Origin of the sequence: Hyphococcus sp., from assembly GCF_965267305.1 — a bacterium.
Lineage (GTDB): Bacteria > Pseudomonadota > Alphaproteobacteria > Caulobacterales > Parvularculaceae > Hyphococcus.
The window spans coordinates 801,630-815,114 of record NZ_OZ253945.1; the positions used below are offsets into that span (position 1 = coordinate 801,630).

Annotated in this window: 15 protein-coding genes; 3 read left to right on the forward strand and 12 right to left on the reverse strand. The window is 60.3% G+C overall.

Annotation, left to right across the window (positions count from 1 at the left end; translation table 11 throughout):
- Window positions 1–49: 49 nt before the first annotated feature.
- The 3 genes from ACQY5P_RS03810 to ACQY5P_RS03820 all read right to left on the reverse strand — a co-directional run bounded on the left by ACQY5P_RS03810 (window position 50) and on the right by ACQY5P_RS03820 (window position 2,428).
- Complete coding sequence (locus ACQY5P_RS03810) at window positions 50–604, reverse strand: VPLPA-CTERM sorting domain-containing protein (protein ID WP_428409518.1); 555 nt, start codon at window positions 602–604, stop codon at window positions 50–52.
- A gap of 125 nt (window positions 605–729) precedes the next feature.
- Window positions 730–1,617 (reverse strand): polyprenyl synthetase family protein, encoded by an 888-nt coding sequence (locus ACQY5P_RS03815; RefSeq protein ID WP_428409519.1) that lies wholly within the window; start codon window positions 1,615–1,617, stop codon window positions 730–732.
- A gap of 172 nt (window positions 1,618–1,789) precedes the next feature.
- Window positions 1,790–2,428: a hypothetical protein gene (locus ACQY5P_RS03820; protein ID WP_428409520.1), complete on the reverse strand. Its 639-nt coding sequence runs from the start codon at window positions 2,426–2,428 to the stop codon at window positions 1,790–1,792.
- A 369-nt stretch (window positions 2,429–2,797) separates the two neighbouring features.
- On the opposite strand from ACQY5P_RS03820, the gene ispH reads away from it, so the two are divergent.
- Window positions 2,798–3,790 (forward strand): 4-hydroxy-3-methylbut-2-enyl diphosphate reductase, encoded by a 993-nt coding sequence (gene ispH / locus ACQY5P_RS03825; RefSeq protein ID WP_428409521.1) that lies wholly within the window; start codon window positions 2,798–2,800, stop codon window positions 3,788–3,790.
- 39 nt (window positions 3,791–3,829) lie between these two features.
- Window positions 3,830–4,984, forward strand: coding sequence for an adenosyl-hopene transferase HpnH (hpnH, locus tag ACQY5P_RS03830; protein WP_428409522.1), 1,155 nt, complete (start codon window positions 3,830–3,832; stop codon window positions 4,982–4,984).
- On the opposite strand, the gene ACQY5P_RS03835 is transcribed toward hpnH, so the two are convergent.
- The 7 genes from ACQY5P_RS03835 to hpnC are packed head-to-tail and all read right to left on the reverse strand — an operon-like array spanning window position 4,928 to window position 10,731.
- Entirely contained in the window at window positions 4,928–5,722 is a 795-nt protein-coding gene (locus tag ACQY5P_RS03835; protein WP_428409523.1) for a hypothetical protein, read from the reverse strand. The two genes, hpnH and ACQY5P_RS03835, sit on opposite strands and share 57 nt — an antisense overlap.
- Window positions 5,723–6,283: a hypothetical protein gene (locus ACQY5P_RS03840; RefSeq protein WP_428409524.1), complete on the reverse strand. Its 561-nt coding sequence runs from the start codon at window positions 6,281–6,283 to the stop codon at window positions 5,723–5,725.
- Window positions 6,280–7,572: a hydroxysqualene dehydroxylase HpnE gene (gene hpnE, locus ACQY5P_RS03845; protein ID WP_428409525.1), complete on the reverse strand. Its 1,293-nt coding sequence runs from the start codon at window positions 7,570–7,572 to the stop codon at window positions 6,280–6,282. Before hpnE ends, ACQY5P_RS03840 begins: the two co-directional genes overlap by 4 nt.
- A gap of 6 nt (window positions 7,573–7,578) precedes the next feature.
- Entirely contained in the window at window positions 7,579–8,292 is a 714-nt protein-coding gene (locus ACQY5P_RS03850) for a prolyl hydroxylase family protein (protein ID WP_428409526.1), read from the reverse strand.
- A gap of 38 nt (window positions 8,293–8,330) precedes the next feature.
- Window positions 8,331–9,197, reverse strand: coding sequence for a presqualene diphosphate synthase HpnD (gene hpnD, locus ACQY5P_RS03855; RefSeq protein WP_428409527.1), 867 nt, complete (start codon window positions 9,195–9,197; stop codon window positions 8,331–8,333).
- Window positions 9,194–9,829, reverse strand: a complete 636-nt coding sequence (locus tag ACQY5P_RS03860) for a DUF6151 family protein (protein WP_428409528.1) — start codon at window positions 9,827–9,829, stop codon at window positions 9,194–9,196. The genes hpnD and ACQY5P_RS03860 overlap by 4 nt, the downstream gene beginning before the upstream one ends.
- Entirely contained in the window at window positions 9,826–10,731 is a 906-nt protein-coding gene (gene hpnC, locus ACQY5P_RS03865) for a squalene synthase HpnC (protein WP_428409529.1), read from the reverse strand. Before hpnC ends, ACQY5P_RS03860 begins: the two co-directional genes overlap by 4 nt.
- Before the next feature lie 96 nt (window positions 10,732–10,827).
- On the opposite strand from hpnC, the gene ACQY5P_RS03870 reads away from it, so the two are divergent.
- Window positions 10,828–12,000: a glycosyltransferase gene (locus ACQY5P_RS03870; RefSeq protein ID WP_428409530.1), complete on the forward strand. Its 1,173-nt coding sequence runs from the start codon at window positions 10,828–10,830 to the stop codon at window positions 11,998–12,000.
- On the opposite strand, the gene ACQY5P_RS03875 is transcribed toward ACQY5P_RS03870, so the two are convergent.
- Both ACQY5P_RS03875 and ACQY5P_RS03880 read right to left on the reverse strand, forming a co-directional pair.
- A complete protein-coding gene (locus tag ACQY5P_RS03875; RefSeq protein ID WP_428409531.1) occupies window positions 11,990–12,472 on the reverse strand; it encodes a universal stress protein in 483 nt (160 codons plus the stop codon). The genes ACQY5P_RS03870 and ACQY5P_RS03875 overlap by 11 nt on opposite strands.
- A 115-nt stretch (window positions 12,473–12,587) precedes the next feature.
- On the reverse strand, window positions 12,588–13,457 hold the full coding sequence (locus ACQY5P_RS03880) for a phytanoyl-CoA dioxygenase family protein (RefSeq protein WP_428409532.1): 870 nt from the start codon (window positions 13,455–13,457) through the stop codon (window positions 12,588–12,590).
- Between the last annotated feature and the right edge of the window lie 28 nt (window positions 13,458–13,485).

A 13,485-nucleotide genomic window follows, 5' to 3' on the forward strand; every position in this document is an offset into this window, starting at 1 on the left:
CCGCTCGCATCGGTAGTTATGCCGCCCTATCGAAAGGTGCAAAGCTGGTTTAGAGAACGTTAGGCGCCGCGTGTTTGCGTTTGACGAATCCAAGCCCAGCCAGTCCCGCCAGGAAAAGTGGCAACGCGGCCGGGAGCGGCACTTCTGATGTCGTAATGTAACCAGACGTTATCCGTCTCAACGGGTCTGCAACGGCAAAACAATCAGCCGTCACACATCTGCTTTCCAGTGCGAAGCCAGCTATCTTGATCAAAATCAATCCGCCCAGATTTGTCATCGCACTATCAAGCTCGATTCCGATAGCGTCATACCCTGTGAAATCTGCAATTCCAGCGGAGTTCGCAAAACTGAGAAAAGTCGCATTTCCTGGTGATGACGGCAGCGGAACATCGTATGTTTCGCCGTCCAAGGCGCTTCCGGCAGTCGTTGTGACGTTAATATCGCTAAATACGCCAGCGTCTGCATCAAAAACAAACGATCCAACTGCAGTGCCTCCATCGTCGAAGCCTACGTCCTGAAGATACCAAGTCACAGGCGCAGCTTGCGCAGCAACAGCCAGACTCAAATTCGCCAATAAGGCGAGTACGAATGTTTTAATTCCCATGACACCCCCAATAATTCAAGTTCACGTTAGAGCATTGCACCGCGATGGCAAGCGTCAAGCGCCTTTCACCTCGACCACACACTAAGCCCATCGAGGGATCCTGCGGGTACATTGCCATCCTAAGCCTAGCTCTTCCGCTCAAACACGAAATCCGCGGCGCCTTTGAGCGGCTCCGCCGCAGAACCGAAGCGGTCGAGATGCGCCTTGCAGCGCTCGACGAGATCGGCGGCTTTCGACTTCGCGCCCTCCATGCCGAGAAGCTTGATGAAGGTCGCCTTGTCCATTTCCGCGTCCTGCCCCGCCGGTTTGCCCAACGTTTCGGCGTCCGCCGTCGCATCGAGAATATCGTCGACAATCTGAAACGCGAGCCCGAGGTCTTCCGCATAGGCTTGCAGCGCCGCGACTTCATCCGCCGACGCCTCGCCGATCAGCCCGCCGCCGACGGCGGAGAAGCGGATCAGCGCGCCGGTTTTCAACCGCTGCAACTCCTCGATGCCGCCGAGATCGAAATCTTTCTGCTCGGCATAGATGTCGATCATCTGGCCCCCGACCATGCCGAGCTTGCCCGAGGCGCGGGCGAGTTCGAGCGCGATGGCGCAGCGCACATCGCCCGACGGATGGGTTTCCTTCTCCGCCAGAATCTCGAACGCATGGGTCAGCAGCGCGTCGCCCGCGAGGATCGCCGTCGCATCATCGAATTTCTTATGAACGGACGGACGGCCCCGGCGCAGGTCGGAATCGTCCATGGCCGGCAAATCGTCATGGATGAGCGAATAGCAGTGGATCATTTCGACGGCGCAGCCGACGCGCACCGAGCGCGACCGGGGGCAGTCGAACATGTCCGCCGCCGCGATCACGAGAAACGGGCGCAAGCGTTTGCCGCCGTCGAGGGCGCCCCAGCGCATGGCGTCCACCACTCTGCCCAGCGGCCCGCCCCGCGTGGGCAAAAACGCATCGAGCGCGTCTTCGACGAGGGCGGCGGTTTCTTTGATTGTGCTGGCGAACGCTGACATTTGAAGCCGGACTTTCTTCTTGTGCCGCTCATCCCGGCGAAGGCCGGGATCTCAGGAAATATGGAAACAGATTTCGGCCGAAGTTCATCCTCGGGCCGGCTTCCGGCCGGACCCAGGGGCCGGAATGAACGGATCAATATTCGGCCTTACCCAAAAACGCCACCCTTGCCCGTCAGCGCACCTTCACAAAACCCGATCCGTCGCAGGCGACGCATTCGCGCGCGATGAAGCCGCGCTTGCCGCGGCCGGAACAGTCGCCGCAAAGCTCACGGCTGTTTTTCGCGCCGAGGAAGCTGGCGAGCAAATCGATAGGCTTGTTGTCCGCCGGGGCAGGCGCGACATTCATGGCGAAGTTGCGCGCCGCTTCGAGCTTCGCCGCCGGGAACGCCGCCGCCATGGAGGCCTGCCCGCTCGACAATCCGTGCAGCGTGATCATCAGATCGCGCCGCCAGGCTTCGAGCACCAGCGCGAACTGGCCGGCATCGAACGCACCCACCGGCTGCATGCCCGCCATCAGGAAAAGATCGCCATTGGCCTCGATGGAGGCGACGGCGAGATGGAGGTTGCGGTTGATGGTCTCGACCATCATCGCGTCGAGGGCGAAGCCCACGAAGCGCGCAAGAAAGCCGAGCTCGACGATTTTGCCGGAACCCGGCGCCGACTCCATCAGCGCGACGACGAAATTGACGCCGTTATGCTGGACGCCGAAAACCGAGAGCGGCCCCTCCTCGCCCAGCGGGTCGAGCCCGCCATACTGATTCTCCAGCGCGGCGACGACCTTGTCGCGCGGCCAGACGCTCTCTCCGGACATGCTTTTAACCGGCCTCTGGCCGCCCGAAAACTTTGGAAACATCTCCCCAATTCCCCTCAACAGACCTTACCCGGGCCCGAGGCTACACGAGGCGGGCCAAAGCGCCAACTGTGGCCGCCAAGCAAGGCGGAGCATTTGGGGCGCACTGGGGACTCGCGCCCGAAAGCCACAGCCCAAGCCAAATCCGCGTGAGGGCGGGCGATCCTTTTTGCACTGCAGCGCAACACGCGATATAGAAGAAATTCTTACCCGGCGCCCGGTTGCGGGCGCTGCAGGGGGCATGAAATAACACCTGCTGAAGAACAGCCGGTCCCGGCGCGGACAGCCTCGGGGCCAAAACGCGAAAATATGGCGGAGTAGCAGACGAAAATGGCGGCAGCGAAAAAGAATGTAAAAGTCGTGCTTGCCCAGCCTCGGGGGTTCTGCGCGGGGGTTGAGCGGGCGATCGACATCGTGGAGCGGGCGCTCGAGAAATACGGCGCGCCGGTCTATGTGCGGCACGAGATCGTCCATAACAAATATGTGGTCGAGACGCTGCGCGCCCGGGGCGCGATCTTCGTTGAGGAGATCGACGAGATCCCCACCGGCGCGGTCACCGTGTTTTCCGCCCATGGCGTCGCCAAGAAGGTCGAGGACGGCGCGCTGGTGCGCGAGCTCGACGTGATCGACGCCACCTGCCCTCTTGTCACCAAGGTTCATAAAGAAGGCCGCCGCTACGCCGACAAGGGTTACGACATTGTCCTCATCGGTCACATCGGCCACCCGGAAGTGGAAGGCACGCTCGGCCAGATTCACGGGCCGGTGCATGTCATCTCCGAGCCGGAAGACGTCGCCGGTCTGAACGTAGCCGATGACGAGCGCGTCGCCTTCGTCACGCAGACAACGCTGTCCGTGAACGACACCAAGGACGTCATCGCGGCGCTCAAGCAACGCTTCCCGAAGATCGTCGGCCCTGACACGCGCGACATTTGTTACGCGACGCAGAACCGCCAGACCGCCGTCATCGCCATGGCGAAGCAGGTGGATTTGCTGCTCGTCGTCGGCGCTCATAACAGCTCCAACTCCAACCGCCTGCGCGAGATCGGCGAGAATTTCGGCATTCCGAGCTATCTCATCGAAAACGCCGCGATGTTCGATCCCGCCTGGCTCGAAGGCGTGGCGACCATCGGCCTCACCGCCGGCGCCTCGGCCCCTGAAACGCTGGTTCAGGAAACTGTCGAACGCCTCAGAAATTACTGCGACGTGACGGTCGAAAAACTCGACGGCGTCGAGGAAAACGTCCACTTCAAGCTGCCCCGCGAACTCGCCGACGTGCCGCGTCCGAAAGACGCCATGGAAGCGTGGGGCGCGGCGAACGCGTAAAATCTGTCAGCAGCGCAGAAAAAAGAAACGGAGACACTCATGTCAGTATCGCTTCACCAGCAGATCCGCGTCGGCGCCTATGTGGCGAAGCAAACGCTCATGGGCCGCAAGAAATATCCGCTGGTCCTGTTTCTGGAGCCGCTTTTCCGCTGCAACCTCGCCTGTCCCGGCTGCGGCAAGATCGATTATCCGGCGCCCATCCTCAACAAGCGCCTGACCGTTCAGGAATGCCTCGACGCCGTCGACGAATGCGGCGCGCCCGTGGTGGCGATCCCCGGCGGCGAACCGCTGATCCACAAGGACATCGGCGAGATCGTCGAAGGCATCGTCGCGCGCAAGAAATTCGTGTCGCTGTGCACCAATGCGCTGCTGCTTGAAAAGAAACTCGACCTCTTCAAGCCGTCGCCGTTCCTCTTTTTCTCCGTCCATCTCGACGGCCTCGAGGAAGAGCACGACCATGCCGTCGATCAGAAAGGCACCTTCAAGATCGCCGTCAAAGCGATCAAGGCGGCGCAGGACAGAGGCTTCCAGGTCAATGTCAACGCGACGATCTTCGACAACATGACCGCGAAGCAGGTCGCAGACTATCTCGATTTCGCCACCGATCTCGGCGTCGGCATCTCGATCTCACCGGGTTACGCCTATGAGCGCGCCGAAGACAAGGAACACTTCCTCTCGCGCGAGAAAACCAAGAACCTTTTCCGCGACATCTTCAAGATCGGCAAGGAGCGCGGGCGCGAATGGAACCTGTCCCATTCTTCGCTCTTCCTCAACTTCCTTGCGGGCAATGAAGAATATCTGTGCACGCCCTGGGGCTCGCCGACTCGCAACGTCTTCGGCTGGCAGAAGCCGTGCTACCTTCTCGGCGAAGGCTATGTCTCTAGCTTCAAGGAGCTGATGGAGACCACCGACTGGGATTCCTACGGCACCGGCAAATACGAGAAATGCTCCAACTGCATGGCCCATTGCGGGTACGAGCCAACGGCGGCCATGGACGCGGTGAAGAACCCGTTCAAGATGTTCAAGATCCCGAACATGTTCAAGATCAAGACCGAGGGCCCCATGGCGCCGGAAATCGATCTCTCCAATGCACGCCCCGCCGAGGACGTCCACGAAAAACTCGTCGCGGTCGAAATGTCAAAGATCGAAGCAGAGAAAAAGGCGGGCAAAGAGCGGGCCGAGGCTGCGGCGTAAGCTCTTCGTCGCGGCGGCGCTATCGCCGCCGAGCTTCATCAATTCCGGAAACTGCTTGGGGTCGCGTAAAGCGGCCCCTAATGTTTTGATGACGCGGGTAGAGCCGTCCGGCGCGACGGCTTCCAGCGCCGCTTGCGGCAAAGCCCGGTCCGCCGGATCGGCGATGGCGCGGATGGCGATGAAGGGCGCGCCTGCGCGCGCCGCCGCCCGCGCCGCGCCATGGCTTTCCATATCGACCGCCGCGCACCCGTGATTGTGAAAGAGGGCCGATTTTTTCGCAGCGCTGTCGATGATTTCATCCGCGCCGAACAATTTCGCGACAATATAGCCACCCCGACTATCCCGGCCCCCGGGTCCGGCCAAAGGCCGGCCCGAGGATAAACTCCGGCCGGGATCCACTTTTCTTAATGTTTCTGGACCCCGGCCTTCGTCGGGGTGATCGGAGGTTATTGCAGCCAAGAGATAATTATCCGACGCATAAACCGATCCGTCATCGGCGATGATTGTTTCGCCGATAATGAGATCGCCAGGCTTCAGCGCCGGATCGAGCCCGCCCGAAACGCCGACGGAAATAATCGCGCTCGCGCCGTCATTGCAGAACTCGCGCGCAATTTCCTCCGCCCGCGCCGCATTGGCGCCGGAAACCCCGATGCGAATTTTGGATGCGTCAACGCTCGCCGAAACCGCTTCCGCCTCGGATTTCAGGCCGCAAATGACGCCGATGAAGCCAGCCATCATTTATCCAGACGTTTTCAAATGAGGACTATTTTGTATTTCTACGTTGTTTTCCCGCGCCTTCTCCAACAGCTGGTAAAAACCTCGCCGCAAATTTGAAATGGAAAAACTTCCTTCAACAGTCGTAATTTTAGGACCATTTTGTCCCATTTTTATCGATTCAACGCCAGACCAATATACGCTGATCTTCTTTCCGATAGCTTTGTATTCGAGTTTGGCGTCATTAAATCGGACGCTTGCACAGTATACAAACAGAAAGCTTTGCAAAAACCAGACACCCATGACCAGCATTAGAATAAAAATTATCACAGCTCCAATGTTTGGCTCTTTCAAAAAAAATGGAGATAGCGTTCCAAAAACCAGCCAAACAACGGAAAAGCCGATTTGGATTATGCCGATCACATGATCAAAAATTGAACGGCGCGTTTCGACCCACCCATTAGTATCGGCCGATAAACGCTTTTTGGCATTATACAGGGACCAAAAAAGAGGGCCGAGAAGAAGAGCGCAGACGGCGAACATTATCATTGCGCCAAGCCATTCATTCGAAATAGCAATGCTCATAGTCGGCCCGGCCAGGATTTTAATACTAATTCCGCCGCTCTGTCTCCCGACCTTATCGACCCCTCAATCGTCGCCGGAACGCCCGTATCTGTATGGTCCCCGGCGAGGAAGAGATTGCGCCATTGCGTTTCGGGTTTCAGACGTTTCCTCGCGCCATGCGGGGACTGGTCAGGCGTCGCGCGTTTTTCGCGGATGACGCGCACGCGTTCATACTCCGTATCGCCTAACCCAAGCGCAATTTGCGTTTCGCGCCAGATTTTCGAGACCACATCGTCATTGGGAAGCTCGTCCGTGCCGATGGCGTGCGAGGCCGACGTCGTGAGGCTGATAACGTCATCTCGCACAAACGCCCACTGCCCATCCGAGCCAATCATGCCGATAAACGGCCCCTCTCCCAATGCATCTCTCGGAACCGGTTTCCCGAGCCGGTAGTGAATATTCAAAATGCTGGCGTCGTCATCGGGCGGATCGATGTCGGGCAGCAAATCTTTGAGCCGCGTCGGCGGAATGGCGAAGATCACTTTGTCGCCTTCTTCCAGAGTCACGGTTTCATCGGCGAAGTTCAAGGTCGTCACCTCGCCGCCTTCCATCCAGACGCTTCTGACGCGCGCGTTGAGGCGCACCACGCCGCCATGGGCCTCGATGAATTTCACCGCCGGGTCGATGAAAGCGTGACCGAGCCCCGTCTTCGCCGTCAGCGGAATCGAAGCCTGCCCGCCCAGCAGAAAGGTCTCGCGGATGACGCGCCAGAGCAGCTTCGCTTGCCCCTTCTCAGGCGTTGTGTTGAGAACCGCAAGCGTCAGCGGCTCCCAGAAGCGCTCGTAAAGAACGCTGTTTTTATCGACGACCTCAGCGACGGTCTTGTCATCGTCGGCGAAAGCGATAGCGCCCGCTTTCACATAATCCATGACATTGGTGTCGGGCACGCGCCATTTTTTGTCGAACACCCAGAAAGGTATGAACCCTTCATTGATCCTGACCGTCCAGCGCTGTCCCGTCTTCACATCCACAAACGGATACACAGCGAAGGGCGGCCCAGCCAACACATCTCTTTGGGGGTCTTCTGCGCCGATGCGCTTGAGATAAGACAGCGCCGACTTGTTGCCGGACATGATGAGGTGGTTGCCGTTGTCGATCTCGCGTTCGAGATGCTTGTCGTAAAAGGTGCGGCAGCGCCCGCCGGCTTGCCCCGCGCCTTCATAGACCGTGACCGGCACATCATGTTCGATGAGCCGCACGGCCGCGGCGAGTCCCGACAAGCCGCCGCCGATAATGTGAACGCGTGGCACGGGAGGTTACATCCGGATCGAGTGCGGGCGCGGCTCTAGACTGGTGCGCAACGTCCCTTTCGCCGCCGCCCAGGAGACGAGCGCATAACGCACGCCCGACGTCACCGGCCGCGCCGCGTGAACATAGCGCGCATCAGAGGGGAACGCGATCAACAGGCCTTTTTTCGGCGCCAGCTTCAGACCGAAATTCGGAAAATCGATCTCCCCGCCCGTATAGCCTTCGTTGAGATAGAGCAGGATAGAATAATCCCGGTCGAGCACGCGCGTCCATTCGCGCTTCGCCGGGTCCCAATTGTCGGCGTCCGCATGAGGCTTGTATTCTCCGCCTTCGCGATAGCGCAGGATTTCCGGAAGCTCGAACCAGTCGATTCCTTTCTGGAAATGATGCCCGACGACATTTGCGAAAATGTGTTTCACAATGCCAATCACGTCAGTGTTGAGGGACCGCACATCGACAAATTCCGACGTTCTGGTGTCGGAGCGTTGCGGCGAAAGATCGGCGCCTGATGAAGCCACTGTATGCTGTTCGCCAAGCTGCTGATCGCATTCGGCGACGATGGCGTCGCAAACCTGCGGCGCCAGGAAATTCTGCACCATAAGGAAACCCGGCGGCACGCCGCCGGCGGTGATGATGACGCCCCCCGGCTGATCGGAGACAATCTCATTCCAGCGATCGAGGCGCAAAGGCGCGCCCTCTATATAGCCGCGTTCATTATACATAGCGTTGGTCCTGTTTCTTTTCTTGTCGTTGTGCAGAGTCAGATTTTCGGCGCGAGAAGCCAGCGAAAGGCAATGGCCGCCTTTTCGGTCTTCGACAGCGCCACGCGCGCCTGTCCATTCGCCCAGCCCCGCGCCGTCATCTTGTCGAGATAGCGCTCGTAAACGCCCATCATCAAGAGCGCCGGGCGCAAAACCCGCCAGTCGAGGCTTTTGAGGGCTTCGCGTGCCGCCGCGAACTTCGCCCGCGCCATGGCGGCGAGTTCTGCGCGGACCGCCGGCAAGCCCGGCGCAGCCGAGATTTCCGAAGGCGTCAGCGGACAGCCGTGTTTTTCGAGAAGTTCGCGCGGCAGGTAGAGCCGTCCCTCCGCTGCATCCTGCTCCACGTCGCGCAGAATATTGGTGAGCTGCAGCGCATCGCCGAGGGAAATCGCAAAATGGTCGGACGCCTCGCCTTTAGGCGCGCCGAACACCGGCATGGAAAGCTGCCCCGCCGCGCCGGCGACGCGTCGCGTATAGGCGGCGAGCTCATCAAGACTTGGCGCAATGACAGGCCCCTTCGCATCCATTTCCATCCCCTCGATCATCAGGATGAATTCCTGCTTCGGCAGAACAAAGGCGCGCACCGGCGCGAGCAATGCGACTCCAGTCGGCGTCTGCGGCGCGCCGTCATAGAGCCGGTCGATTTCCGCGCGCCATTCAGCGAGCGCCGCAAGTTTTTCCTCGCGCGTCCCGCCTTCATCGGCGATGTCATCGACCTCGCGGCAAAAGGCGTAAACGGCGTACATGCCCTCGCGGCGCGCTTTCGAAAGGATGCGCATGCCCGGGCCGAAAGAGGTTTTAGACCGCTTGACGGTTTCCTCTGCATGACGGCGGGCTTGCTCGATATCCATCGCTGCGGCGGTCATGCGCGGGCCATCCGATTGCGCGCATTTTCCGCGGCCCGCGCATCGAGACGGCTGCGTTCGTCTGCCGTCAGAATTTGCGGCGTGACGCTTCCGTTATCTTCGGCGTCCAGAAAGACATTCTTTTTCGACTTGCCGCTCATCCATTCGAGCGCCGCGCGCCGCATCAAATCCAGAACGAGAAACGGGGTCGCGATTTTCTTTTTGGTCACTGGCTCGCCATGAGCGTAATCCGTAAACACCGCCGATTTCGGGGCGCCGAAAACATCTTCGCGGCGCGCAGGATCATAGTTGCGAACCTGCGTCCCGGCGAAGGGCAGCTTGCGACCCGGGATCGTGTTGGCGAGCGGCGTGTTACAGCAGGACGCATAAAATCGATGGAGGCGCGCCTCCCGCCCGACGACGACGCACTGAAGCCTGTCGACGCCTTCCGTGATTTCGAGACGCGAGGGCGATGTCTGGTAAATATCCGATCCGCCCGCCGCATCGAGATATTCGTCCTCACAATTGAGAAAATGCGCGAGCGCCTGGCAGTCAGCGCAATAGCACACCACGCGTATCCCCATGCTTCCGCCGGCGTCATGGGCGACGCCTTTGACCGCGCCGCAACGGCATTGGAAATGCAGATCCGTCATGCGCCCCGGCCCGCTTCGAGAAAACCGGCGAAGGCGCCGCGCAGTCCCGCAGAAGCGAAATCGAGCTTCGTAAGCGCCACGCGCGCCGCCAGCGGATCGCCCTTGCGCAGGAGCGCGATAAGCCGGTCGGCGAGCCGCACGATGATCGCCGATTCCATGGCGAGATGCTTCGAGCTCAACGCGGCGGGAAGCTTGCGGGCATCGACCATCAGCGCCTCGCAACCGTCGAGCATGCGGTCGATCACCTTGCGGAAGCCCGGAGACGCCGCGTCGCGCTCCACCACGGAGAAGTCCTCGCCTTCTTCCTTCAGCCAGTCGCCGATGATGTAGATGCGATCGAGCTCTCGCTTGTCGTCGCCGCAATCCTGCAAATGATTGACGATCTGCAACACCGTGCATAGCGCATCGGAATAGCGATAGCCGGCTTTATCCTCGCCATGAAGATCGAGGAGATAACGCCCCACCGGATTGGCGGAGAGTTCGCAATAGCCGAGCAGTTCATCCCATGTGCGGTAGCGGCTTTTCTCCGCGTCAAGAATGAAGGCGGCGACAAGATCGGAACCGTGCTTGGTGGTGACGCCGGTCTCTTTCGTACTCCGCGCGAGGGCGTGCGCCTTGGCGTATTCGGGTCCATAGCCGGGCTCGCCTTTCAGCGCCGCATCGAACGCCGTCAGCCGTTTGATCTTCTCTTCCGGGCCTAGCGCGCCATTGTCTGCGATGTCATCGATGGCGCGCGCGAAGGCGTAATAGGTCGCCACATGGGGCCGCAAATGTTTCGGCAACAGGAAAGAGCCAACGGGGAAATTCTCGTCCTTCGCGCCTTTTCCTGAAGGCGTTTCGGCGGGCGTTTCCTCACATGCGGGGGCGTTTCCCGCTGCGGCGATTTCGGGCGCGGCTGACATGGGCGCACCTTACGGATTTTCGCTCCGTTTCCAAGGCAGGATATGCGAGGCTGCCCCCCCTTTGCTTGAGACCCGAAGCCGCGCTATCAGCCGGCCATGCTGACCTTTATCGCCTTCGCCGCTTTCGCCGCCTGGGGCTGGCTTACCCTGCTTCGGGGCGGGTTCTGGCGCGCCGGGGAGCGCCTCGCCGACAAGCCCGATCCGGAAAGCTGGCCCGGCGTCGTGGCCATTATTCCCGCCCGTGACGAAGCTGAAACCATCGGCGACATCGTCCGCGCCCATATGGCCGCCGACTATCCTGGCAACCTAACGGTGATTGTCATCGATGACGGCTCGACGGACGGCACCGCCGACATCGCCCGCGCCGCAGCGTCAGGCAGCGCAAGGGAGTTGGAGATTGTTACGGCCCCGCCTTTGCCGGAAGGATGGACCGGCAAATTATGGGCGGTCGATAACGGCCTCCGCCGCGCTAAGGAAATCGCGCCGGACGCAAAATATGCGCTTCTCGCGGATGCGGATATTGCGCTCGCCCGCGACACGTTGAGCCGCCTTGTCGCCAAAGCGGAAGATGAAAATCTCGCCCTCGCCTCGCTGATGGCGCGACTCGACGCGCGGGGCCCGTGGGCGTCGTTCCTGATTCCCGCCTTCATCTATTTCTTCCAGAAGCTTTATCCCTTCCCGCGTGCAAACGACCCGGACGACAACATGGCTGCGGCGGCGGGCGGCTGCATGCTGGCGCGACGGGATGCGATTGACGGGATTGGGGGCATAGCGCGCATCAGACACGCCCTCATCGACGACTGCGCCTTTGCGAAAGCGATAAAGGACCTGACGCCGTCAACCAAAATCTGGATCGGGCTCGCCAGCGACGAAGCGATCTCCTTGCGCGACAATCGCGAGCTCTCGTCGATCTGGAACATGGTGGCGCGCACGGCCTATGCGCAGTTGCATTATTCGCCGCTCCTGCTTGCCGGAACAGTGCTCGGCATGGCGCTCGTTTATCTCGCCGCGCCGCTGATCTTTTTAACGGCGTTCTGGCACTGGAATTTGGCGGCCCTGTTTTACGCCGCCGTCGCCTGCGCGCTTATGGGCTACACCTATTGGCCGACATTGCGCCTCTATGGGCGCGCGCCCTGGGAAGCGGCGCTCCAGCCTATCGCGGCGGGGCTTTATACCGCGATGACAATTTCATCTGCGCTGAGACACAGGCGCGGCGAAGGCGGCCAGTGGAAAGGCCGGACCTACTCTTCGTCCGCCGTTAATCAGTAAGCGTGTCCGCAAAAGCTTTCGTCACCAGAAACACCGCGCATGGCGCTTCGCGAACCAGCTCCATGGAGGCGCTGCCCTGAAACAGGGAGCCCCAGAACTTACGCTGATGCGACCCGGTGACGATCAGATCGGCGTTCTGTTTTTCAGCGTAGTGTGCGACTTCTTCAGGCGCTTCTCCGTCGAGCAGGACAGCTGTCGCGCTTGGCGCCAGCCGGTCCGTCATGGCGCGCAGCGCATCGAGGCTGTCTCGCCGGCCTTCATTATGCTGCTCCATCAGGGCTTCGGTGACGATGGCGGAGGATCCGCCGAGTTCCGCTGAAAAGCCTGTGCCCGTCGCCGCCAGGACCGGCCACACGCTCACCACCTGCAACTTCGCGCCGTCCTTTTGCGCCAGACTGTCGGCGGTGCGAATGACGCCCTCAGCAAGATCGTCATCGATATCGATGGCTGCGATAATGGATTTGAACTGCATGGAAGCATCCCTCCTCTTCGCTGCTCTCTTTCATGTGGGTATTCTCACGCCAGAATGAAGAGGCAGAAACAGCCACGATCCAAACAGGAAACGGCGAAATGCGGCTTGATCTGGATCAGTCCCGCTCGAAAAGACGCTTCGGATGGCGGCCATCCACATAGCCCATGAAGGGTGGATAGATCGAATAGCCAAGCAGTTCCTGCGCTCTCGGCGGCAGGGTTTGCGCCACATAGGGCGGCACGGCGAGCGCCATGTTTTCGAGCGTGCGCGTCCAGCCCGGACAATATTGCGGCGTGATGATGAGGCGATTTTCGTTCGAGACATTGGCGCCGCCGCGGTGCCAGAGCGTTCCCTTGGCGATCATCAAAGAGCCTGCGGGCATCACCGCCTTCATTGCGTCAGGCCGCGCGCCGGGATCGCCCTCGCGCTTGGCCGTTTTCGAGAAATCCTCCTCGGCGATGGCGCCTTCAATATGGTCTTCCGGCCAGAGATGGCTGCCGGGCAGGATTTCCGTGGCGCCGTTGGTCTCCGTCGTATCGGTGATTGTCCAGAAGGTCGACACGCCGAGTGACGGCCGCGGTCGCGGCCATTGATAATGGCTGTCGTCGAAATGCCAGGGCTGCGCCGTTTCGCCGGGATGCAAGTTGATTGCGAGGCAAGCGGACAGAAGGCACTCGCGCCCGAGGTCCGCCTCGACAAAGGCAAGCGCTAGCGGATGCGTCACGAGATCGGCGAAGACCGACGACTTCGCGAGCATGGCGTAAACGCGGTTCGACTCGCGGCCTTCGAATTCGTTGCGGCCCCTGATGTTCTGCGCGAGCCATGGGGCGAGCGCCGTCTTTACTTCATCAAGCTGATCCGCTGTCAGGACATTCGGAAAAATCAAATAGCCGTCACGGTCGAACTGCGCGCGCCAGTCCTCAAACGACCGCGCGCCTAGCCACGCAGAAAGGTCAGATGCAAATGTTTCCTGTGCCGCACTCATATGAACCTCGCTGGCGCATGATGAGCCG